The sequence below is a fragment of the Peribacillus sp. P4_D6 genome (genome assembly GCF_056401795.1).
Genome location: NZ_JBFUIQ010000009.1, coordinates 39,028 through 61,479, shown reverse-complemented (window position 1 = coordinate 61,479; position 22,452 = coordinate 39,028). Strand labels below are relative to the sequence as shown.

Sequence of the window (22,452 nt, the reverse complement as noted above, 5' to 3'; positions counted from 1 at the left end):
CAAAATAAAAAGTAATAAGAAATATAATAACATAACTGAAAATGATTTTCATTATCATTTATGTGAAGAATATGTAAAAAAAGGCCCAAACAACTATGGAATATGTTAAAAAAATATATTCCCTAATATACCGAGTGGTGCAAACCGTTGATACTCCAATGTTTATAGAGGGAGGATAGTTGAAGAAGGAATTGAAGAAACAAAAAGAGAATAGGTACTGTTAGTTAAAATGATTTTTATAGAAAGAAGGATTAATATGGCATATTGCAAAGTTCGCCAAGCAGAAATTTATTATGAAGATTTAGGGGAAGGAAAACCAATTTTAATGATACACGGTTATTCTCCGGACCATCGATTAATGAGTGGTTGTATGGAACCAATATTTACCAATAGGGAGGGGTGGCGACGTATTTATATCGACCTGCCTGGGATGGGATTAACAAAAGAATATAACGAAATAAGTAGTTCTGATGAAATGCTGGATGCTGTTTTAGAGTTTATTCAAGCTGTAATTCCTAACCAAGAGTACGTAATTGCTGGGGAATCTTACGGTGGCTATATAGCTAGGGGCATTATTGAAAAGCATCAAGAACAAATACTTGGTGCAGCATTTATATGTCCTCTTATTATTCCTCTTCTAGAAAATAGAACAGTTGAGATACATAAAATAATGAGAACGGATGAGAAGTTTATTGAAAGCCTATCAAAGGGTGAATTAGAAGATTTTAGAAATAACAACATTATACTTGATGAGTACACATGGTTAAGGTACAACAAAGAAATTCTAAGTGGTTGTAAAATTGGAGATGAAAAGTTTCTAAATAAGGTTAAGAATAAATATGGGTTTTCTTTTAAGATTGACCAGTCTGATTTTATTAAACCGAGTGTATTCCTGTTAGGAAGACAAGACTCTTCGGTTGGATATAAAGATGCTCTTGACATAGCAAACAAGTATCCGCGAGGAACATTTGCTGTATTGGATATGGCAGGTCACAATTTACAAATTGAACAACCACAACTTTTTAGCACTCTATTAAATGAATGGTTGGATAGAATTGAAGAGTTCCAAAACTAATACTTAACGCAGTAATTGAAGTTTGTGAAATAATAGTGCTTAAACTAACGGTTGCTTTAGCATAGGATCGAAGGCGGTTATTTCTTATGGAACGGGGAGGTTAGTGAAATGACAATCCTTTGTAAATCTTATATTGTTATAATGGAAATAAAAGCTTAATTATAGGAGATAAAAATGTTTGATAAAATTAAGATTTGGGCGAGGAGTCTAAAACGGCAAATTTTTATCCTTTACTTTGCTTGTAAAGATGAACGGGTGCCTTGGCATGCAAAGGTATTTACGGCTTGTGTTGTGGCTTATGCATTCAGTCCGATAGACATAATACCTGATTTTATACCCATTCTTGGCTACTTAGACGATGTAATTCTCGTTCCTATAGGGATAATGATCGCATTAAAGATGATACCAAAGAGTGTATTAACCGACTGTGAAGTTAAGGCAGAAGAAATGATGAAAAAGGGTAAGCCGAAGAATTGGATAGTCGGCTCACTAATAGTAATGATTTGGGTCTTAATTATAATATGGGCAATTATATATATTTATCGTTTAATGAACTAACGGTTGCTTTACTTCACTAGGATGCACTAAAGAAGACCTTTATAGGTGGTCTCAGTTTGTAGACAAAAGGGGTTCGGAATTAAAAAATTCTGAACCCTTTTTGAAATTCCCTTTGAATTTTCGCCTAAAGTTAAGAGAGTGGGGCTCTACGAGCSCAMTATGTTAGGCCATTTTTGGACCTCGCCATGTYCAATTGGCCATCTTCTTTAAATTAATGGCAGCCTCCATTTTACGAAACAAATGGTTCGGTGGCACCAGTTGATCTAAAGTAATCATTTCAAGTTGATCTCGCTGAATAAAATCTCGTTTAGAAAGCATCCTCATAACCTCAAGTTTTAATACTTCWATTTTAAAACAAAAATGACTCCAGGCAAAAGTGTTCTATCTAAAAGGTAAGACAAAGTTGATTGGAGCGGGTGTTCGAGACTCCTGCGGGAAAAGCGCGTCTAGGGGAGACCCCGCAGGCGAAAGCYGAGGGCCGACCGCCCGCGGAAAGCGAGTGCCCTACGTTCCAATCAACGTCCAAATTGTACAAGCCATAAAAATAGACAAACTCGATTTTCMYCGAGTTTGTCTACAGTCTGAGACCACTTATAGGTGGTCTCTTTTATTTGTTCAAAAATCAACATTAAATCTTTAACAAAGCCATGGTTAAAAAGCGATCTTAATATAGTCAATGGAATCATTGTTAAAAGTGATTTTCCCTCCATTAATTTGTGGTACAAGAATTGGACTCTCTGAAGTTGATGAATTGTCATCTTTTACTTTTTAAGATTCTTAGGTTTTCCATATCCCCATTTACTATCACATCAATATGAGCAGAGATGATATCAATATCTAAATCCCACCATTTAATTTCCAGCAGTTCGTTAATGATTTCTTTTGAGAAGCGGGTTTTAAGTTTCTTTTCGGGATTCCCTCCAACGATGGTGTAAGGTTCCACATCTTTGGTAATAACCGATTTGGCGGCTACAATTGCACCATCCCCGATTTTTATTCCAGGCATGATGACAGTATCCATTCCTATCCAAACATCATTTCCAATTATGGTATCACCTTTAAACGGCAACTGATCTAACGTTGGCGTATACTTTTCCCATCCGTGTCCGAAAATGTTGAAGGGGTAGGTTGAAAAACCATCCATTCTATGGTTGGCTCCATTCATAATAAACGTTACACCAGGTGCCATGGCGCAAAATTTCCCGATGACAAGCCGGTCACCGAAGAATTCGTAGTGATATAACACTTGATCTTCAAAAGACTCACCATTTCTTGCATCGTAATATGAATATTCACCCGCAATAATGTTTGGTCTAGTGATTGTATTTTTAATGAATTGCACGACGTGATTTCCTTTAATCGGATATTTATCTTGAGGATTTGGTCCATGTTGCTTATTAGATTCCATGCATATCCACTGCCTTTCAGGGTGTTTATAATATACTTAGCCGTCCGATCTTATTGCATTCCTCAGTGAACCAAATGGCACCATCAGGACCTGATGCAATTCCATGTGGCTCCGCATTTTGTGTAGGAATTGGATATTCCGTAATTTCTCCTTGCATGGTAATGCGCCCAATTTGATTACTTCCCCATTCAGTGAACCATAAAGCACAGTCAGGACCTGTCACTATTGCGTGTGGGCGGGCATCTGCAGTAGGGATGGTATATTCACATATTGTTCCAGAAGTAGTAATGCGCCCGATTTTATTTCCGTTAATTTCCACAAACCAGAGTGCACCGTCCGGGCCGCTTGTAATCCCTACAGGGCCAGCATTTTTTGTTGGCAATGTGTAATTAGTCACTTCTCCAAGCATCGTAATGCGCCCAATTTGATTACTCTGATTCTCAGTAAACCAAATGGCACCGTCAGTTCCAGCAACAATGAAAGAGGGGTAAGAGCCGGGACTCGGTAAATCATACTGAATAATTTCACCTGATGATAAAATTCGCCCTATCCTATTTCCATTCATCTCGGTAAACCAAATGTCTCCATTGTGTCCTTCCGTTATTCCAAAAGGTGCTGAGTTTGGACTCGGGAGAGTATATTCGATGATTTCACCTGTACCTGTCAGTTTTCCAATTTTATTCGCCCTATTTTCCGTAAACCATACATCTCCCTGAGTTGTGGAGATTATAGATAGCACACCGGCGTTGGGTGTAGGAACGATGAATGGAGTAACTTCACCGTTAACGGTCATTCGCCCAATTTGATTTGCTTTATGTTGTGTAAACCATAGCGCACCATCTTTTCCGGCAGTTATTCCATATGGGCCTGAATCTTTGTCAAGAAGTTCGTATTCGTCCATTTTTATCCCCACTATATGCCTCCTCCTTTTTGTATGAAATTCTTCTAGTCATTCGTTATAGATAATTGAAATCCTGCGAAAAAGTTTTTGCACATGGGGTGAAGTCTGTCCAAGGAGAGATTTTAATTCATAGATGAAAAGGTTATTTAAGATTCTATGTTTCCAATTGGTCATATTTGCAGCAGAACCCAATTACCTAACAATTTGGGTGAATTGTCTGATACAAAAGTTTTTTTTCCACATAGTTTATTAAAAGTATGGTTACTCCAGCGGTGTTGATTAATCATGGGTATTTAATAAAGAACAATATTCAACATTAGAAAATTATGCATGTATATGGATACAGCCTGATATTAGAACATAATGAATCTGTCGTGACCTTGCCCTTATTTTGGCGGAAAATACATTTATATATATCACAGGAGGGGTTTTCATGGAGAAAGCAATAATTGTGCCTTGGGAAGAAGATGAACTCACTCATGAGTTTTTTGTTCCTGAATATATTGAAAAAATGGCACTGGAAGTTCTTGAACATTACGGTTTCTCCGTTCAGAACATTCAAGTTGTTACAACAAAACCAGATAAAGGCGGCTCTATATGGAAAATGGAAACAAGTCAAGGGCCAAAGAGTTTAAAACTTTTACACAGAAGACCTACAAGAAGCATGTTTAGTTTAGGAGCTCAAGAATATTTAGTTAATGTTAAGGAAGCAAGAGTACCGCCCATCGTGAAAACCAAAGATGGAAAGGATTATGTTGAGGCTGGAGGGAAGTTATGGTTCGTCGCTGAGTGGATCGAATCATTGGCACCTGTATCAAAAGATTTGGAAGGAGCCAAACATCTTTGTAATGCTCTCGGCGAATTCCACCTTTTAAGCAAAGGGTATGTTCCGCCTAAACAAGCTGAAGTTGCATCCCGGTTATATAAATGGCCAGCGACTTATGAAAAAGTCATCAATAAGATGGATTGGTTTCGAAACATTGCTAATGCATATGAAGAAATGCCTGCAAGCCCCTATTTGCTGAATGTTCTAAATGAATTTGAAGAACAAGCAAAAAGAAGCTTAGAAAGATTAAATGAATCAAGCTATCTAGAGCTAGCGCAACAAGGAAATGAATATTGGGGATTAGTGCATCAAGATTATGGCTGGTCAAATGGTCAAATGGGCTCTAATGGAATGTGGATTATTGATCTTGACGGTGTTGCTTATGACCTTCCTATTCGCGATTTAAGAAAACTGATTACCGGCACCATGGCGGATTTATATAGATGGGATGCAACTTGGGTAAGGGAAATGATCAAGTCCTATCACGAAGCAAATCCAATTTCATCGCAACTATATGATCTCTTAATGATCGATTTATCTGCACCAAATGAATTTTACAAGAATGTTAAAGAAGTAGTATATGAACCTGAATTATTTCTAACTGATCAAACAACAACGATGATTCAAACAATCGTTGATACCGATCAAACAAAATGGCCAGTGTTAGAAGAAATTAAAGATGATTGGAAGGGAATGGAACAAGCATGAAAGTTTTAATGATTTGTACCGAAAAGCTTCCTGTTCCTCCGGTACTGGGCGGGGCCATTCAAACCTATATCTCAGGCATCCTGCCGCATTTAAGTAAAGCCCATGATATTACGGTTTTAGGTATTAATGATCCATCACTCCCTGATCAAGAGACGATTGATGGAAACCGTTATGTACGTGTACCTGGAAAAATATTCGAAGTATATCGAGAAGAGGTTGTCAGCTATCTTGAAGCAAATCATTACGATCTAATTCATATCTTCAATCGGCCTCGGCTAGTCCTTCCTGTCCGAAAAGCAGCCCCTCATTCAAAAATTACCCTTAGCATGCATAATGATATGTTTAATCCAGAGAAAATCAATCCGGAAGAAGCAAAAGCAGCCATAGACGAAGTTACGAATATTGTAACTGTCAGTGATTATATAGGGAATGTCATAAAAAGTTTATATCCGCAAGCTTCATCAAAGATCCGCACCATCTATTCTGGTGTTGACACCAATCGATTTCTGCCCGGCAGTCACTCGAAAATGCAAAAAATTCGTAATGAATTACGTAAAGCAAACGGTCTTGAAAACAAAACGGTCATATTATTTGCAGGAAGACTTTCAAGTAATAAAGGTGTAGATAGGTTAATTCGGGCACTGCCTGAGCTTTCAAGTAAATTTAAGGATTTGGCTTTAGTTATTGTCGGAAGTAAATGGTTCAGCCAAAATGATGTTACCGATTATGTAGCTTATGTAAGAGCATTGGCAAAAAAGCTGCCTATCCCAGTTGTTTCAACAGGTTTTGTCGCACCTAGTGAAATACAAAATTGGTTTGCTTCTGCCGATTTATTCGTGTGTACATCAATATGGCAAGAACCGCTTGCGCGCGTCCATTATGAAGCGATGGCTTCAGGGCTTCCAATCGTAACAACTGCAAGAGGCGGAAATCCAGAGGTCATTCGTATAAGAGAGAATGGGCTTGTAGTAGAGAATCCAGAAGATCCTGGATGTTTTACAGAGAAGATTACAGAAATTCTATCAAACAGGTCACTAATGAAAAAAATGGGCGAACGAGGCAGAGAACTTGCCCTTAGCTTATATGAATGGGATCGAGTAGGATCTGAAATACTTGAAGTTTGGAAAAAATAACTGTATAACCAATCAAAAGCGGTTGTGTATTGCGCTTAAATATACTTGTCACTGGTGCTGAAGGGGTTACGGATGACATTCATTTGAACCATTCCTAAAGGGTACGAAAAACAAAATGATTGGCGATGATGCATTTGCAGGACCTACCTCCATTACCCCCTAATAAGCTAAGAAAGTTAAGCTTAAAGCTCTCCAGAACCACCCCGAATTTCAATTTTATTATGCGGAAAATTTGTCGATGACACCCCACGGAATCAGACTTTGTAGAAAAAAAAATTTAAGGGACCCCTTGAATGTAGATTCGAAAAAGGTCGGGAATTTCGGGATTGACTTCAAACTTTGGAGGGTTAAATCGCTCTCTTTTCAAATGAAACAAGTTGAAGAGCCATAATTGAGTAAAAAAAAGCACCCTGCTCACCTATTAAATAGGCTGTTCAAGGTGCTTGTATTATTTGTTTGAAAATTCCCTGAATAAGGTTATAATTAAAAGTGTTGGAGAACCTAGCCAACTAGACACCCTTAGAGAATTGCCTTGTCCGCTACTTTCTAAGGGTGGATATTAATATTCTGGCTCATGCTTGGTTGAATTTCGGGTATGGAATGATGGTGTGTAATGGATGGATTTGTTTTTCCATTCAGAATGGCATTTAACACAACCAGTGTTATTGTACCCATCACGACTCCGTTTCCACATATTAATTGGACTGTTTCCGGGAATTTATCGAATGCTTCCGGGACCCCCTTGACTGCCAGACCGACTCCTATCCCAAGTGCAATCGTCAATTGATTGGAAGGTTTGCTTAAATCAGCTTTGGCTATCATCCCCAAAGCTGCAGATAGAAGCATGCCGAACATTGGTATCATGGCCCCGCCCAGAACGGGTAAAGGGATCATCGTCGTAAGACCGGCAACCTTAGGCACAAAAGCTAGAAAGATTAGGATACAACCTGCCGTGACTACTACCGAGCGCTGAGTTACCTTTGTCAGCAAGACCAAGCCAACATTTTGTGAGAAGGTAGAATGGTTGAAAGAGTTGAAGATACCGCTTATGAAGCTCCCTATTCCTTCTGCACGGAGGCCCTTTTCCACATCTTTTTCGGTTATTTCCTTCCCGCATACTTCCCCGAGTGTCAAAAAGACGCCTATACTTTCCACAGCTATGATTAAAGATATGATTGTCATGGTGATAATAGATGAAAGGTCGAAGGTAGGTACCCCAAAATAAAAAGGAGTCACCATTGTAAACCAGCTGGCCTCTGTAAAGCCAGAGGTATCGACCATACCTAAAAAACCAGCCAATATAGTGCCGAGAATCATGGCGAAAAGAACTGAAACCGCTTTCAAGAAACCTTTGGTAAGTGTATTCAATAAAAGGAAACTCACTAGTGTAAAACAGGCTAGCATTAGATTCATAGGATCTCCAAAGGTGGGGGAACCGACTCCGCCCGCTGCATTTTTCATGGCAACTGGCATTAATGACACGCCTATGATTAATATGACGGACCCTGCAACAATTGGTGGGAAATAGGGTATTAATTTACCGATTACTCCTGATAAAAGGGCAACAATTATTCCGGATACCATAACTGCCCCTAAAACCCCGGTTATACTATGGACCGATCCTATGGCTATTACTGGCTCGACCACGATAAAAGAAACAGCCATTAAAGCAGGTAATCTTATACCAAATCCTTTACCGCCAATAACTTGAAGCAAGGTGACTATCCCGCAGGCGAGTAAATCAAACGAGATCAGGTATATGATCTGTTCTTGTGTCAACCCGATTGCAGGACCGACGATTAGTGGAACAGCTACCGCTCCTCCATACATTACACAAACATGCTGTAAACCTAACAATAACGTGTTTAGTTTGCTCAATTTTTCCATGTTTGCCCCCTTTTAATTAGTCACGACTTTCCAATTATATGAATGTAACGAAATCGCCTCCTTGTGATTTTGTAAATACTTCCTTATGGATGGTTTTTTGTTGCTTATTAAGAAACGCTATTTACAAAATCGGTGTATTTTTATATTATCACCGCCATAATGCTAAATCAAGACTATTTTTTGGAAAAATATGAATATTCATTCTAGTTCATTCTGTATATAATTAAGAAGAATAGGGGGAGAAATATGTATTTAACGATCGAAAAAGCTTTGAAACTTCCTGCCCTAAACCAAGTGGAAGTTATTGGAGGAAGTCAAGGGTTAACTCGGGTAATTAATTCAGTAAGTATAATGGATCATCCGGATATATCATGGATTAAACGAGGGGAACTCCTGCTGACAACCGGTTATGTGTTTAAGGATGACCTGAATGCTCAAATCAATCTTGTTAGGGAATTGTCGAAAAGAGGAAGTGCTGGATTAGCTATCAAGATTAAGCGGTTTCTTTCTACGATTCCTCCTGGAATGGTGGAAGAAGCGAACAAGTACAATTTCCCACTGCTGGAGATTCCTTATGAAATGCCTTTATCCGACTTATTATTCAGCTTTACATATGAACTTGTTAATAAGGAGAAAGTGAAACACAATGGAAAAGGAAGTGTTGAAGTTTTTCATTCTCTTTTGAATGGGGAAAATAGGAGTTCATCTTTTATCCCCCAATTACAGGAATTTGGCTTTAATCCCGATAGGCCATATATTCTGCTCTTAATAAACGGAACGAAAGAAGAAGGGGATTCATTCTTTCCAATTGGCAGAATGTTGGAGAAATTAAGCCAAACGGAAAGGGAAGATTTCAAGTATTGGAATATCGACTTCGATGGTCAATTGATTATCCTGCAAGGGAAAGGGATGGTGACTGATGAACACCTGCTTATGCAGGCTCAAAGAATTGCCATCCTTTTAGAAGGTCTTATATCCAAAGATAATCCTGGCACTTCACTATCCATTGGGTTAAGCAAGGTGAAAAAAGAAATCTACAATATGAAAGAAGGGTTTATTGAAGCTAAAAAGGCCATTCAACTAGGCTCGAGGCTTAACCCGACTAATATCAATGATTACGCAAGCGTTGAAGTTGAAGATCTAATAAACCAAATCCCTAAGGATGCCATAACTCAATACGTGCTATCCATGATTCAGCCGCTTATTGTATATGATAGGGAAAATGAGGGGGAGTTATTAAAAACGCTGGAAACCTATCTATTTTCAAGAGGGAGAATAGAAGATGCGGCACGGGCTTTGTTTGTGCATCGAAATACTGTAAAGTTCCGTTTGTCTAGAATTGAAGACTTATTAGGAGTTGATTTAAAATCGAGGGATATTGCTTTTAAATTGCAGTTTAGTATAAAGGCTGCGAAGTTATTATTACATGACTAGGTAAAGGAAGCAATCGGGAATCAACTGTTACTGCCCATGAAAAACTGCCAGGGAATGAAGGATCCCTGGCAGTTTTTCATTTGTATGGGCCATTTCTTATCGATTATCCAGCAGGCGTTTGGCATATAGGGCAAGTTTTAAAGTGAACAGATCATCATTGCTTAATTCCATTCCTAATAGTTTTTTTATGCTTTTAATTCGAAAATGGATAGTGTTTCGGTGTACTCCCATTTTTCTGGCCGTTTCAGCAGGTCGAAGATTGCATTGCAAATATGCCTCCAAGGTTTTGATCAGATCAGACTGGGTTTCATCGTCATGGTCCTTAAGCGGTGCTAAATTACCTGTAACAATATCCATGAGCACATTTTTTGGAGCATACTGCAAAATTTTAAATGTTATTAATTCTTTGTAGCCGTAAATTTCCTTTCCTGGGTTCAATCGTTTTCCCAAATCAATAGATTGTAAAGCTTCCTGTAAGCTATTGGCCAGGTTATTAATACCTGTATGATAGTTACCGACTCCCAGTGTAAGTTCCATTGGCAGGTGTGTAGACAAAGTAGAGATAATCTGTTGGCTTATCTGGGTGACTTGTGAATAAAAGCGGGTGTTCCCTAGGGGGATGGTATCCAGATAAATGATAACTAGACTGCCCTTGATATTCCTTATGAGCTTATCGATTTTATATTGCTCGGTTAATGTTTCAATTGTCTTGATAAGCTGTTTATAAGTATTGGAATCATTCCTTTGATTCCATTGCAGCGTTAAAGGTAAAACCGTACATATGAAGCTCCCAGTAATTTGTTGGAAGCTGGATTTGTCCTCCGTCATTCCTAAAATCCCGTAACTTAAATTTTTGGCACCAACTCCGGAAATATCCTCCATGCTATAACTTTGCCCTTTTTGTTCATTCTGTCTCGTCACTATTTCACGAAGCAGGGGAGACATGATATCTGATAGCGAAAACTCAGGGGGGATTTTGAGAATAGGCAAATTGGCCATATTGGCAATGCTGATGGTGGTTTGCGGAATTTCTTCCAGTTTGATGAACAATCCTGAACAATTCATTTTTGCCAATTCGATTACGAATTGGTCTAATTGTTGCGGATTATCTTGAAATAAGTATCCGGTTGTTAGAATCAATTCATTTGGCTTCAACCAGGAAAGCACATCAGGAGCATCAAAGCTATTGATGGATTCTATTTCTCTATTAAGTCCCTGCATGCCAGCTGCCACTTGGCATTGTTTGATCTGTGGTAATTTTAATGCATCAGTCATCGTTAAATGCATGATAGGTCCCCTTCGCTGTGCCTTTTTTCTCTAATTTAACTAATTTTTTGAATATTGGCAACTGGATCTAAGCCATTAAGATGGCCTGTTCTTTAAAAGGTGAGTGCGGTAAGCACAATGGGGTTGGAAAAATATTAGCTTTTTCAGCTAATGACCTATAAATGAACGCACGTATATAATTCAATTAAGTTAAGAATGTTTTGAATTATAAAAATAATTGGAAGAAGGGAGGGCCCGTATTGATATCTGACCTTAATAGCATTAATGAGTTGAACAAGGCGGAATTCATCGAAAAGTTAGGTTGGGTATATGAACATTCTCCATGGATAGCAGAGCGTTCATGGGAGTACAAGCCATTCATTTCCGTAGAGGACCTAAAACAGAAAATGGAAATAGTTGTGCAAAATGCCTCATTATCGGAACAGCTCCAATTAATCAAGTCTCACCCGGACTTAGCAGCCCGGATTGATATGGCTGAAGCATCAGTTAAAGAACAATTCGCAGCCGGTTTGAATTCGCTTTCTCCGGATGAATATGAAGAATTTCATGCGCTAAATAATCAGTATAAAGAAAAGTTTGGATTTCCGTTCATATTCGCTGTCCGTGGCAGCGATAAAACGGTGATAAAGGCAGAGATGAAAAGAAGGATTGGTTTGGATCAGGAAAATGAACTTAAGGAAGCCATCAAGCAAATCCACTTAATCGCCAGCCACAGGTTATCTGATTTTATAAACTAGGAGGAGGAATAATATGACAGCTCAAAATGAAAACAGAACGATGTATTACGGTAAAGGGGATGTATTTGTATACAGGACTTTTGTGCAGCCTCTTACAGGTTTGAGGAAAATACCGGAATCAAGTTTCACAGAAAGAGATAATACTATTTTCGGATTCAATTGCCAGATTTCTCTAAAAGGGGAAGCTTTTTTATCTTCTTTTACGGAAGGAGATAATAGCTTGGTGGTTGCAACGGATTCCATGAAAAACATCATTCATCGCCAGGCGGCCAATTATCAAGGAAATACGGCGGAAGGATTTTTAAAGTTCATATGTGAAGTTTTCCTTGATAAGTATAGCCACATAGATGCAGTGGAACTGACAGCAACTGAAGTTCCCTTCGATCATGTACTCGTTCCAAAAGGGGAAGGACATGAAAATAGTGATGTTGTCTATCGATGTTCCAGAAATGAAAGGGCTACCACTACAATCGAAGTCAAAAGGACACCTACCGGAAGCAAAATCGTTAAGCATTCAAGTGGAATAGTTGATGTCCATTTAATCAAGGTTAAAGGAAGCTCTTTTTATGGATTTATTCAAGATGAATACACCACATTGCCAGAAGCTCAGGATCGTCCACTATTTATCTACTTGGATTTCGATTGGGAATATAGCCGCTGGGAGGATGGCACTGGAGCGGATCCAGAAAAATATGTAGCAGCAGAACAAATTTGTGATATTGCAAACACAGTGTTCCATGAACTGAATAACCGTTCGATACAGCAGCTCATTTATCATATTGGCATTAGGATTCTGGAACGTTTCCCTCAGCTGGCGAATGTTCAATTTAAAACCAATAATCGTACCTGGGAAACCGTTGTGGAAACCATTCCGAATTCAGAAGGAAGTGTTTATCAGGAACCACGTCCTCCGTTTGGCTTCCAAGGCTTTGTCGTTACACAAGAAGACGTTAAACAAAAAAAGGCAGCTGATTCAACTGTAGGGGCTTCCCGATAATGGACAGTAAGCTGACCACACATGTTTTAGACCTCTCTAAAGGTCTGCCGGCAAAAGGGATGAAGATAGAACTTTGGGCCATAGCAGAACAGGGAGACCATTCTTTCATAAAAGAGGTCTGTACAAACAAAGATGGGCGAGTGGATGATCCGCTTCTTCAAGGGGATGATCTCAAACCAGGTGAGTATGAGCTTGTCTTTTATGTCGGGGAATATTTCAATGATGGTGCGAATGATCCAAATATAAGGCCATTTTTAAATAAGGTCCCACTTCGTTTTGGAATAGGAAGTAATGAAGAACATTATCATGTTCCTCTGCTTGTTGCTCCGGGAGGATATAGCACCTACCGAGGAAGCTAATAAATCAGTAAGAGAGTTGGAGGGTTCAAATTGGCACATGAGCGTACTGGTGCAGTGACTTTAGGCGGGAATCCAGTGACCTTGATTGGTCCTGAACTAAGAGTAGGGGATATGGCCCCTGACTTCACACTATTAACAAATGACCGCCGTAAAGTACATTTAACAGACTATAAAAATAAGACATGCATCATCACGACTGTTCCTTCGCTTGATACTGGTGTATGTGACTTACAAACAAGGCTCTTAAATGAAGAAGCAAGCAAAATGGGTGATGATGTAGCGGTGTTGGCTATCAGCGCAGACCTTCCCTTTGCTCAAGCAAGATGGTGCAAAGAAAGTAATGTCGAAGCTATAACCATTCTTTCCGATCACTTTGATTTGTCTTTTGGTACTGCATATGGAACGTATATGAAAGAACAACGATTGGAATGCAGGGCAGTATTTGTAATAAATCAAGAAGGAACCATTAAGTATGTGGAATATGTACCGGAAGTCACGGATCACGCAGATTATGAATCCGCATTACAGGTAGCGAAGGAAGTGATAAATAAAGCTGGTGCAGCTAAATAAACATTTTCCCTCACGAAGGATAGTAAAAGTACATTCTATTATCCGCAAGGCCGTCCGATTTTCAAAAGCTGGACGGTCTTTTGTTGATACTGAATTAAATTAGTAGTTTTCCAGTGACTTATTCAGGTCTCTTTCTAATGTCAAAATATAATTACTAAAATTAAACATTAATTCCTTTTATTTGAATGATAATCATGCTATAATGAAAGTCCAATAGCTTTATATAATATGGAAGCGCTTCCTTATTCAAGGGAGTGCCCTTTTTATGTTTTCACTTACTTATTAACATAACAATGCTAGAAACACCTGAAATAGAAATAAGTATACGTGTAAACTCCTGAAACCCGTCATCTCAGCTCCTGCCACTTCAATTTCTTGATGATACAACAAACAGCCCCTGCAATGATATTTTTTACATCAGCGAATGGTAAAATCTATCGAGGGACTATTTCCTTTTTAAAACTACTCTTCTGGTCATATCCATTCCCACTTAAGAAAGATCCGTGGTTTAATTCAATAAAAGTTAAAAAGCCCTTGCCTTCTTTTATTTCTTGTTGAAGGTGAGAGCCTTTCATTGTTCCCAATTTATCAATGTAAGCATCTTTAGTTTTTCATGAGTTCGGAAAAACGAAGAAGATTATGTCAGGAATATGCAAGAATTTTAGGCGGAGACGGAATGATTACTCCAGAAGGAGTATGCTTGGTGCAAAAGTTTCGTAATATTAGATTCACAATACTTGATCGCAGAACGCAATCTCCACTAGTCAATCCGCAATTTTTTACGTTTGAAAATGTTGATAGTAGGGGGAATGCGTTAAATTTAGGGGAAACAGTTCTTTTACAAGAAGAAGTTAACCCGTTATTAACTGAACTCAGAAAAAGGGACCTTTTAGTTACTTCTATTCATAATCACTGGTTATTTGAAGAACCTCGGGCAATGTATATGCACTTTGAATCGATTGAACCACAACTAGATTTTGCTAAAAAAGTTAGAGATGCATTTAGAGTATTAAAAGTGTAGTCAGACTATAAGAGGCAAGCCTTACATCAGTGAGATTATCAATCCCACTGATGTTTTCTTTTTTGTATATCATGTCTTTTATTTTTCTTCGGAGCAGGCCGCATGGCATCTTGTGCAGTTTCTAAGTTACCGAATTAGGAATATCAAAAGTACATATTAGAACATCATTACTAGCATGTCTGAGCCTTTTTAGCTTAATTTGAAGAATTTCCAAATTTTCAAAGGTATTCAATTTATTATGTCCTGAAATAATAAGAAAAAATGCAGGAGTGGCCAAATGAAAAACAATATATTATATCAAGTAATTATCGCTATTTTTATATTTGTCTTAATGGTCGATCAGTCGGTCTATGCCATGGAATGGGAAGATGAAGAAGGACCTATAAGTTTTAAAATTGAGATGTTACCTTGGGAGATTGTAAATAACATTATTCCTGATAAAACAAATTTCACCATAATCGATATTGAAACTGGTTTATCATTTAAGGTACAACGAAGGGCAGGCAGCCATCATGCCGATGTACAGCCATTAACCAAAGAAGATACTCAAATCATGAAGAAAATTTATAATAATAAATGGAGTTGGAATAGAAGAGCCATTATTGTATTAATCAATAATCAAATGATAGCTGCATCCATGCACGGAATGCCACATGGTGCTGGTGCTCTTCCAAATGGTTTTTCAGGTCATTTTTGTGTTCATTTCTCTGGAAGTATTACGCATCGTTTGAAAAACGAAGATCTTTCTCATAAATTAATGATATTGAAAGCCGCTGGTAAGCTTGATGATTATATACAAACCGTAAATCCTTATGAACTTATTCGTATTTTCACCATTGCCATTAATCAAGGAAATCAGGAATTATTAGCAATGACCTTATCTAATCCGAGTCAAGCCAACGATGTCACTAAACTTGTTAAAGATATTACATACTTTGGAGTGGTTGACCCTTTAAGACAACCGCCTGAACAGCTAAATGGTCTATTTCTCGTGGATGTACCCGTTCAAGTAGCTATTTATAAGAAGAAAGAAGGCAAAGAAATAAAGGTTATGCATTTTATGATCCGCAAGGAGAGTTTGCCTGATCGTTGGTTTATTGATCAAGATGCAATTTATGAAGACTTGAGGTGAAAATTGTGAATGTTCAAGGAAACCAACATAGGAGGTGCATTCAATGAGATTAACATGGATTGCCGGACTTTTGCTATTCGTTCAATCAGTGAATATTTCAGAAAGCTTATTGGTAACCCACCAAGGACAAACGATTGCCAGTGTCAACCATGCTGATATTACGATGCCCTACCTGGATGTTCCTATGTTGGATGTGGATAAATACAATCAATTTGTCGAAAAAATAGACCGGCAAGTTTACCAAAAACCTGTAAATGCCACAATGGACAAGCAAGGTAATATTCTACCTGGGCGGGTAGGTTACAAGCTATACCATCAAGCCTTTAAAGAACAATTTCATTCCTTTTTGTACAGTAGTAGATCATACAAACTAGAAGTACCTTTGCTTGCTATTCATCCAAAGGTTGACAGCGAAATGCTTGCGGAAATTCGTGAAAAAAAGATAGGTGAATATAGAACCTATTTTAATGTGAACAATAAAAATCGTTCAAATAATATCTCACTTGCTGCTGAAGCCATTAATAATTATGTCGTGTTTCCAGGAGAGGTCTTTTCTTTTAACCAAGTTGTTGGCAAGAGGTCAGTAGAAAAAGGATATTTGCTCGCTCGGGTTATCGTTAAAGGAGAGTTTTCTGAAGGGATTGGCGGAGGGATTTGCCAGGTTTCATCCACATTGTTTAATGCTATCGACAATGCAGGGTTGCAAACGGTTCAACGCTATTCCCATACAAGGAGCGTTCCGTATGTTCCATCTGGCCGCGATGCTACAGTAAGCTGGTATGGGCCTGATTTTAGTTTTAAAAACAAGTACAATCAACCGATCCTGATCCGGGCTACAATCCAAGGAGGAATGGTGAGTATCAAGGTTTACTCTTCAGATATGATCAATTATAAAATACGAAAGATTCCCGATGCTTCAAAGCAGATATCCAAAGAACAAATTATTCGTTCGTAAAAGTACCGTATACGAATGGGGGCACCTTAGGCAAATTTGGTTTATATATAGAAGAAACTCGTAAAAAAACAGCCTTTGCTCATTAGAGCAAGGGCTTGTTTAGAGATGGGGAGGAAACAGCTTTTTCTTTATCGGGACAGATTACTTGAACAAGCCAATTCATGTCCATGCTACAATCATTACAAGCATGACCATAATATAAGTTGATGTTTAGGAGACCACTATGGGGAAAATAAAAATAGCTTTACTGCACCTATTGCCCATCGCTGGTGATGTGGAGCATAACCAAAAACTGATTGAACAAGCCATTCATATTGCAGCAAATAAAAATGCCGAATGGATTATAACACCCGAACTATGTGTCAGCGGACTTCAATTCAATCATAAGGTTGGGACTGGATGGATTAACAAGCAACCTGATGCTTGGATGAATAATTTGGGCAGTAAACTAAAGAATTTGAAAAGCACTGTATTTTTGGGCTGCCCTGAAAAAGGCAGTGACGGAGAGTTGTATAATTCTGTGTTTGTCATAGATAAAAAAGGTCATTTAATAGGTAAACAGAGAAAAATCAGTGTTATTGATGATTGGTCAGCATCAGGGGAAGTATTGGAGCCAATAAAAACAGACAATGTTGAGGTTGGTATTATGATTTGTGCAGACGCATATAACAAAGATATTGCTTGCACCTTATCTGAAAAAGGAGCAGAAATATTACTTGCACCGTCTTCTTGGGGTCACGGATTACATGGTCCGGAGGGAGAATGGGAACAAAGGTCACTAGAAACAGGGCTGCCCGTAATAGTCTGTAATCGTACTGGCGAAGACGAAACGGTCCGTTTTTGGGATGCAGAAAGCATGATCATAAAAAATGGTGTACCCCTCCTGACTCATAAATCAAAACAATCAGCCATACTTACCTTTGAATGGGATTTACAAAGCATGGATTTACTATCGACTCATTTCGACATCGAGTACATATAATGAGAACATACACCAACTCTTGTTGATAAAGGGTGCGCCAGTTTCTTATGGAACGATACATGAGGAGATAACAAATGGATGGTGGTACATCGCCACACGGTAATTCCATCGAAAAAAGCCTATCTCTTGTGAGGGTTTTTGATTTGTAAGAGGGAGATAAAGCTAAACAAATGAAAATCCACTTTCAATAATCCTTGAAAAAAATCAAATTATTCACTTTTAGTTTGTAGGTCGCATTCCTCCGTTGAAGAATGCGGCCTTTTCAATAAATATTTAATTGCAAGCAAATAACAACAATTCTAAACGGGTTTAATACCCTCGGTTCCGATCTACCATTCCATTTAATGGTTGTTCACTTGAAAATCGCTTTAAATTTTCTATGAAAAAGCTGCTCACTTCGTTAATCGTACTTGGTCCTGACAGGTGGGAAGTGACAAACACATTGGGCATGGACCAGAAGGCATGTTCTTTTGGCAGCGGTTCTGTCTCAAATACATCGAGGACTGCTCCCTGTAGATGTCCTGCTCGCATGACAGAAAGTAAATCCCCTTCATCTATCAATGCTCCGCGGCCAACGTTGATAAGGTAAGCGTTGGACTTCATCGCTAAAAGAAGGTCCTGGTTAATGATATGATAAGTGGAATCCGTTAAAGGAAGGGTCAGGACCAAATAATCCAGATCTGTTACAAATTCACCCCATTGGTCTGGAGTAAAGTGGAGATCCACGAGTGTTGCTTGTTTTCCCCTAAAGCTTAACCCATGCACATTCATATCAAATGCCCGGGCTTTACGTACAAGTTCAGCGCCAATCGATCCAAGTCCAGCCACCCCGATTGTTTTCCCCTTTAGAGTTTCAGAAATGAAAGGATCCCATCTCCGCTCCAATTGCGATTGTCTCATCCGAGGACCGTCTTTCACTATGTCCAAGAGAAACGAAAATACATATTCAGAGATGTAAGCACCAAATTGGTCAATAATTCGAGTTATTGTAATGTTTTGAGGTATCGATTTGTCTGCAATCAAATCATTGACCCCGGCTCCCATTGATTGAAACCAGCGAACAGATGAGGCAACTGGTTTACTTAGTAATTGCGTCGGGAAATTCCATCCCAAAATAACTTCAGTGCCGGGTAAATATTTTTCTGCTTCCTCCAAAGTTTTCGCTGTCTTTACCGATATAAACCCACTATTTCGGATATGATCAGCATAAGCATCGACCTCTGATTGAATAGGACTAAATACAAGAATGCTTGGTTTGTGTGTACCCCCCATTGGCTCTCTCCTTATTGATTCTTTATATATAGTATAATTTCTTTCTCCTGAGTCGTACATGGATAAAAAAACAGTGCATTTCTTTCGAGTATGCACTGCTTTTTAAAAATTCTCCAGAATCATTAGTTTTATTTATTTAATAAAATGGCTTCTGCGTTACTAGGCTGTAGAACTATTTGCAGTGCTCTTTCTTCTTCATCGTTTAAAGGGATCAATGGTAAGCGGACACCTCCAACATGTACCCCCCGCATATTTAATGCAGATTTTACTGGTCCCGGGCTTGGTGCAGCAAATAATGCTTTCATGATTGGAAGAAGTGTACGATGTGCAGCGGCAGCGCCAAGGACATCACCATTTTTAAAGCTATTGATCATTTCTTGCATTTCATTACCAATTATGTGTGAAGAAACTGAAACAACGCCTGTTCCACCGATGGCTAAAACCGGTAATGTCAACCCATCATCGCCGCTGTACAAAGTAAAATCACTAGTTGTTTTGCTTATGATTTGTGCCATGGCATCCAAGTCACCACTTGCTTCTTTTACTGCCACGATATTGTTGATTTTTGAGAGGCTGACAATCGTCTCCACTGACATGTTTACAACACTTCGACCTGGAATATTATAAAGCATTACCGGTAATGAAGTGGAATGGGCAATAGCGCTAAAGTGCTGAAATAGTCCTTCTTGAGAAGGCTTGTTATAGTAGGGGGTGACGAGCATGATTCCGTCGACTCCTGCTGCCTCTGCTTGCTTTGTTAAGCTGATGGAAGCTCTCGTGTTATTTGAGCCGGTTCCAGCTATGACTGGAACTCTTCCATCAACAACATCTACAACAAATTTGAATAAATCTATTTTCTCTTCTTGAGTTAAGGTAGGGGACTCTCCAGTTGTACCAGCTATTACTAATCCATCAGAACCATTAGCAATCAAATGGTTTACTAAAGTTCTCGTAGCATTAAAATCAACCTCTTCATTATGATTGAACGGGGTAACCATTGCGGTTAAAACTTGGCCAAAATTCATAACTTCACACCCTTTTGTATAGTTTTTAAAAATATTCAGAGGTGGTTAGGGCCATTCAGGAGTAAACGCAAAAAAGCAACAACGAGGATTCGCTGCTGCAGTAGAAACAATATTTACCAAAAAATGTTTCCGCGCATAAGATAGCCCTCCATATAGTTTCCTATATGACAGTCCTGTATTTATTCAATAGCAGAACCAGCTTCAAGAACATGAGATTCTTTCCGCTTCGGCAAATTCCCCTTTCCACAATAGTCATAGGATCTCATTCTCCTCAAAATGTGTACTAATGGTCTTTGCTCCTCTATCCTCACTTCAAAAAAATTTGAAGTAAGAAAATATTTAATTGATTGTAATATAACAGGGAATCCCTTCTGTTGCAAGCCTAATTATGAAGTTTTTTAAGAATGCTGGAAATCTATGGAAATGGCTAGAGTATTGGGGTGGATTCATCTTTATTCGTTATAGGCTGAATAAATATTCAATGGACGAGGGAGCAGTAGACAATACAACTCCCTTTAACTCCCTTTAATGATTCTTTTTCATTTATCCGATTAAAACTCACTAATAAATTTATTGAAAATTACAGTTGGCCGCTAATTTTAATCAGTAATTTCAACTAAGTATTCGTGCGTATAAAATCCTACCATTCGTTAATAATATCCATATCTTACAATCAAAGGAGTGGAGTCTATTGAAAAGATATTCATTCTTTAAAAAGCAAGAAAATCACAAATCTACAGACTTCACTGATGTACTCGAACATCTGCAAAAGTCCAAGGACTTCACAAGCTTTACACTCAATTTTGAAAATGAAATATACTGTGTATCTTTTTTCGATACATTAATTGATAAAGATATAATGCATAGAGACCTCCTTCCTTTTTTACATACAAATTCTTCAACTCTGGAGGAGCTTGTACACAACTTGCCAATAGAGGGGCTTGTTTTTACAAAAAATCCTGCTGAACTACAAAGTCAGCTGTTAATGGGTTATATAGCCATAACATTAAATAATCAATCTGATCAGGCAGTTTTAGTTAAAGCAGCAAATAACACTTCGAGGCAAGTTACACTGCCAGAGGTAGAGTTCAGTGTTGTCGGTCCGAAAGAGGCACTGGTCGAATCACTTGATACGAATTTATATTTAATCCGAAAACGGCTTCCAATTGCAGAACTTGCTGTTGAAGAAATTATTGTTGGGAAGTTATCCAAAACAAGAGTAGCTGTGCTTCATATAGAAGGAATTGCAAATAGCGAGAATGTAGAAACCGTCATACAGCGCATATCTGATTTAAGGGTTAACCAAATAATTGATAGCTCCTATATTTCACAAATGATTGAAGATAATAAAAATTCTCCTTTTCCTCAATTTATCGATACGGAACGACCTGATCGATTGGCTGCGGTACTAGGAGAAGGCAAAGTAGTGATCTTGGTGGATGGAGCTCCACATGGCTTACTTGGGCCCTCCACATTCTTTGAATACTTTGCGGCATTCGAAGATTATTTTCTCAACTGGACGATTGCCTCATTCTTTAGGCTTATTCGTTTTTTTGCTGTATTGTTTTCCATCCTAATGACCCCCATATATGTCGCAGTTCTCACTTATCATTATGAGTTGATCCCAAAGGATTTAGTCAGTACGCTTGTGATTTCTCGTAGCGGAATTCCATTTCCACCGATTTTAGAAGCATTAATCTTGGAATTAGCCATCGAACTTCTCAGGGAGGCAGGAGCTAGACTGCCGACTAAAGTAGGTCAAACAATAGGTATCGTAGGTGGTATTGTAATTGGGACGGCATCTGTTGAAGCAGGGCTAACGAGTAATGTATTATTAATTCTTGTTGCATTGTCGGCTCTTGGTTCTTTTACTACACCTGTTTATCAAATGGGTAATACCATTCGCTTAATTCGATTTCCTCTCCTACTCATGGCTTATTTTTTAGGATTGTTTGGTATAGCTATCAGTTTTTGTTTTTTGCTTGTGCATTTACTGAGGATAAGTTCCTTAGGGAGGCCATTTCTTGAACCATTATATCCGCCAAGGATTTATGATATGCGGGATGCCTTGATTCGTTTACCATTTTTTCTTCAGGCTAAACGTCCAATTGAGGTTCAGACGGAAGACACTGTTCGGTTAGAACCCAAGGAAGATTCTAAAGACTAAGTGAGAGTGGAGGTTTCT

The 22,452-nt window shown here is 38.5% G+C and carries 20 protein-coding genes, 1 pseudogene and 1 riboswitch; of the genes and pseudogenes, 14 read left to right on the top strand and 7 right to left on the bottom strand.

The features are described from left to right. The first annotated feature begins 256 nt into the window (after window positions 1-256). Together AC1DVB_RS05490 and AC1DVB_RS05485 are read left to right on the top strand one after the other, a co-directional pair. A complete protein-coding gene (locus tag AC1DVB_RS05490; protein WP_454861808.1) occupies window positions 257-1,075 on the top strand; it encodes an alpha/beta fold hydrolase in 819 nt (272 codons plus the stop codon). A 174-nt stretch (window positions 1,076-1,249) separates the two neighbouring features. Continuing rightward, window positions 1,250-1,633: a YkvA family protein gene (locus AC1DVB_RS05485; protein WP_239859423.1), complete on the top strand. Its 384-nt coding sequence runs from the start codon at window positions 1,250-1,252 to the stop codon at window positions 1,631-1,633. 162 nt (window positions 1,634-1,795) lie between these two features. On the opposite strand, the gene AC1DVB_RS05480 is transcribed toward AC1DVB_RS05485, so the two are convergent. From AC1DVB_RS05480 to AC1DVB_RS05470, 3 genes are all read right to left on the bottom strand, one after another. After that, the gene (locus AC1DVB_RS05480) at window positions 1,796-1,951 is read right to left on the bottom strand and encodes a hypothetical protein (protein WP_477588465.1); all 156 of its coding nucleotides are present in this window, start codon (window positions 1,949-1,951) and stop codon (window positions 1,796-1,798) included. A gap of 436 nt (window positions 1,952-2,387) precedes the next feature. After that, window positions 2,388-3,041, bottom strand: a complete 654-nt coding sequence (locus AC1DVB_RS05475; protein WP_230134696.1) for a Vat family streptogramin A O-acetyltransferase — start codon at window positions 3,039-3,041, stop codon at window positions 2,388-2,390. Window positions 3,042-3,066: 25 nt separating this feature from the next. Further along, window positions 3,067-3,954, bottom strand: a complete 888-nt coding sequence (locus AC1DVB_RS05470; protein WP_290368918.1) for a Vgb family protein — start codon at window positions 3,952-3,954, stop codon at window positions 3,067-3,069. A 421-nt stretch (window positions 3,955-4,375) separates the two neighbouring features. Here AC1DVB_RS05470 and AC1DVB_RS05465 point away from each other — a divergent pair, with 421 nt between their 5' ends. Further along, entirely contained in the window at window positions 4,376-5,476 is a 1,101-nt protein-coding gene (locus tag AC1DVB_RS05465) for a CotS family spore coat protein (protein ID WP_377331587.1), read from the top strand. Next, window positions 5,473-6,606 (top strand): annotated as a pseudogene (locus tag AC1DVB_RS05460) (glycosyltransferase family 4 protein); the annotation flags it as partial. The gene AC1DVB_RS05465 and the pseudogene AC1DVB_RS05460, both read left to right, overlap by 4 nt. Window positions 6,607-7,155: 549 nt before the next feature. On the opposite strand, the gene AC1DVB_RS05455 reads toward AC1DVB_RS05460, so the two are convergent. Beyond that, complete coding sequence (locus AC1DVB_RS05455) at window positions 7,156-8,496, bottom strand: nucleobase:cation symporter-2 family protein (protein ID WP_057277118.1); 1,341 nt, start codon at window positions 8,494-8,496, stop codon at window positions 7,156-7,158. Window positions 8,497-8,742: 246 nt separating this feature from the next. Between AC1DVB_RS05455 and AC1DVB_RS05450 the strand changes: the two genes are divergently transcribed. Continuing rightward, window positions 8,743-9,930, top strand: coding sequence for a PucR family transcriptional regulator (locus AC1DVB_RS05450; protein WP_477588462.1), 1,188 nt, complete (start codon window positions 8,743-8,745; stop codon window positions 9,928-9,930). A 96-nt stretch (window positions 9,931-10,026) separates the two neighbouring features. Here the strand turns inward: AC1DVB_RS05450 and AC1DVB_RS05445 are convergent, their stop codons facing one another. Continuing rightward, complete coding sequence (locus tag AC1DVB_RS05445; RefSeq protein ID WP_477588460.1) at window positions 10,027-11,217, bottom strand: PucR family transcriptional regulator; 1,191 nt, start codon at window positions 11,215-11,217, stop codon at window positions 10,027-10,029. A 239-nt stretch (window positions 11,218-11,456) separates the two neighbouring features. On the opposite strand from AC1DVB_RS05445, the gene uraD reads away from it, so the two are divergent. The 8 genes from uraD (at window position 11,457) to AC1DVB_RS05405 (ending at window position 17,970) form a co-directional block, all read left to right on the top strand. Further along, complete coding sequence (gene uraD / locus AC1DVB_RS05440; protein ID WP_477588458.1) at window positions 11,457-11,954, top strand: 2-oxo-4-hydroxy-4-carboxy-5-ureidoimidazoline decarboxylase; 498 nt, start codon at window positions 11,457-11,459, stop codon at window positions 11,952-11,954. A gap of 13 nt (window positions 11,955-11,967) precedes the next feature. After that, the gene (gene pucL / locus AC1DVB_RS05435) at window positions 11,968-12,951 is read left to right on the top strand and encodes a factor-independent urate hydroxylase (protein WP_053536436.1); all 984 of its coding nucleotides are present in this window, start codon (window positions 11,968-11,970) and stop codon (window positions 12,949-12,951) included. Next, the gene (gene uraH, locus AC1DVB_RS05430; protein WP_239859417.1) at window positions 12,951-13,310 is read left to right on the top strand and encodes a hydroxyisourate hydrolase; all 360 of its coding nucleotides are present in this window, start codon (window positions 12,951-12,953) and stop codon (window positions 13,308-13,310) included. The genes pucL and uraH overlap by 1 nt, the downstream gene beginning before the upstream one ends. 30 nt (window positions 13,311-13,340) lie before the next feature. Next, window positions 13,341-13,880 carry a thiol peroxidase gene (gene tpx / locus AC1DVB_RS05425; protein ID WP_063575047.1) on the top strand — a complete coding sequence of 180 codons (540 nt, stop codon included), beginning with the start codon at window positions 13,341-13,343 and terminating at the stop codon, window positions 13,878-13,880. A 613-nt stretch (window positions 13,881-14,493) separates the two neighbouring features. Continuing rightward, window positions 14,494-14,901, top strand: coding sequence for a DUF1259 domain-containing protein (locus tag AC1DVB_RS05420; RefSeq protein WP_377331581.1), 408 nt, complete (start codon window positions 14,494-14,496; stop codon window positions 14,899-14,901). 277 nt (window positions 14,902-15,178) lie between these two features. Next, the gene (locus tag AC1DVB_RS05415) at window positions 15,179-16,033 is read left to right on the top strand and encodes a hypothetical protein (protein WP_477588454.1); all 855 of its coding nucleotides are present in this window, start codon (window positions 15,179-15,181) and stop codon (window positions 16,031-16,033) included. Window positions 16,034-16,076: 43 nt separating this feature from the next. After that, window positions 16,077-16,988, top strand: a complete 912-nt coding sequence (locus tag AC1DVB_RS05410; RefSeq protein ID WP_328118539.1) for a VanW family protein — start codon at window positions 16,077-16,079, stop codon at window positions 16,986-16,988. Between the two features lie 223 nt (window positions 16,989-17,211). Further along, window positions 17,212-17,970 (top strand): carbon-nitrogen hydrolase family protein, encoded by a 759-nt coding sequence (locus AC1DVB_RS05405; RefSeq protein ID WP_477588452.1) that lies wholly within the window; start codon window positions 17,212-17,214, stop codon window positions 17,968-17,970. A gap of 309 nt (window positions 17,971-18,279) precedes the next feature. Here the strand turns inward: AC1DVB_RS05405 and AC1DVB_RS05400 are convergent, their stop codons facing one another. Together AC1DVB_RS05400 and dapA are read right to left on the bottom strand one after the other, a co-directional pair. Then, window positions 18,280-19,242: a D-2-hydroxyacid dehydrogenase gene (locus AC1DVB_RS05400; RefSeq protein WP_477588450.1), complete on the bottom strand. Its 963-nt coding sequence runs from the start codon at window positions 19,240-19,242 to the stop codon at window positions 18,280-18,282. Window positions 19,243-19,370: 128 nt separating this feature from the next. Beyond that, complete coding sequence (gene dapA, locus AC1DVB_RS05395) at window positions 19,371-20,267, bottom strand: 4-hydroxy-tetrahydrodipicolinate synthase (protein ID WP_095679798.1); 897 nt, start codon at window positions 20,265-20,267, stop codon at window positions 19,371-19,373. Between the two features lie 133 nt (window positions 20,268-20,400). After that, window positions 20,401-20,579: riboswitch (Lysine riboswitch) on the bottom strand. A gap of 379 nt (window positions 20,580-20,958) precedes the next feature. On the opposite strand from dapA, the gene AC1DVB_RS05390 reads away from it, so the two are divergent. Beyond that, window positions 20,959-22,434 carry a spore germination protein gene (locus AC1DVB_RS05390; RefSeq protein WP_082609306.1) on the top strand — a complete coding sequence of 492 codons (1,476 nt, stop codon included), beginning with the start codon at window positions 20,959-20,961 and terminating at the stop codon, window positions 22,432-22,434. The last annotated feature ends 18 nt before the right edge of the window (window positions 22,435-22,452 follow it).

Bases quoted from the DNA above. Each gene is read 5' to 3' on its own strand.
- AC1DVB_RS05485 (WP_239859423.1), top strand. From the start codon at position 1,250: ATGTTTGATAAAATTAAGATTTGGGCGAGGAGTCTAAAACGGCAAATT.
- AC1DVB_RS05405 (WP_477588452.1), top strand. From the start codon at position 17,212: ATGGGGAAAATAAAAATAGCTTTACTGCACCTATTGCCCATCGCTGGT.
- AC1DVB_RS05465 (WP_377331587.1), top strand. From the start codon at position 4,376: ATGGAGAAAGCAATAATTGTGCCTTGGGAAGAAGATGAACTCACTCAT.
- AC1DVB_RS05475 (WP_230134696.1), bottom strand. From the start codon at position 3,041: ATGGAATCTAATAAGCAACATGGACCAAATCCTCAAGATAAATATCCG.
- AC1DVB_RS05410 (WP_328118539.1), top strand. From the start codon at position 16,077: ATGAGATTAACATGGATTGCCGGACTTTTGCTATTCGTTCAATCAGTG.
- dapA (WP_095679798.1), bottom strand. From the start codon at position 20,267: ATGAATTTTGGCCAAGTTTTAACCGCAATGGTTACCCCGTTCAATCAT.
- AC1DVB_RS05455 (WP_057277118.1), bottom strand. From the start codon at position 8,496: ATGGAAAAATTGAGCAAACTAAACACGTTATTGTTAGGTTTACAGCAT.
- uraH (WP_239859417.1), top strand. From the start codon at position 12,951: ATGGACAGTAAGCTGACCACACATGTTTTAGACCTCTCTAAAGGTCTG.
- AC1DVB_RS05490 (WP_454861808.1), top strand. From the start codon at position 257: ATGGCATATTGCAAAGTTCGCCAAGCAGAAATTTATTATGAAGATTTA.
- AC1DVB_RS05415 (WP_477588454.1), top strand. From the start codon at position 15,179: ATGAAAAACAATATATTATATCAAGTAATTATCGCTATTTTTATATTT.
- AC1DVB_RS05445 (WP_477588460.1), bottom strand. From the start codon at position 11,217: ATGCATTTAACGATGACTGATGCATTAAAATTACCACAGATCAAACAA.
- AC1DVB_RS05450 (WP_477588462.1), top strand. From the start codon at position 8,743: ATGTATTTAACGATCGAAAAAGCTTTGAAACTTCCTGCCCTAAACCAA.
- AC1DVB_RS05420 (WP_377331581.1), top strand. From the start codon at position 14,494: ATGAGTTCGGAAAAACGAAGAAGATTATGTCAGGAATATGCAAGAATT.
- AC1DVB_RS05400 (WP_477588450.1), bottom strand. From the start codon at position 19,242: ATGGGGGGTACACACAAACCAAGCATTCTTGTATTTAGTCCTATTCAA.
- pucL (WP_053536436.1), top strand. From the start codon at position 11,968: ATGACAGCTCAAAATGAAAACAGAACGATGTATTACGGTAAAGGGGAT.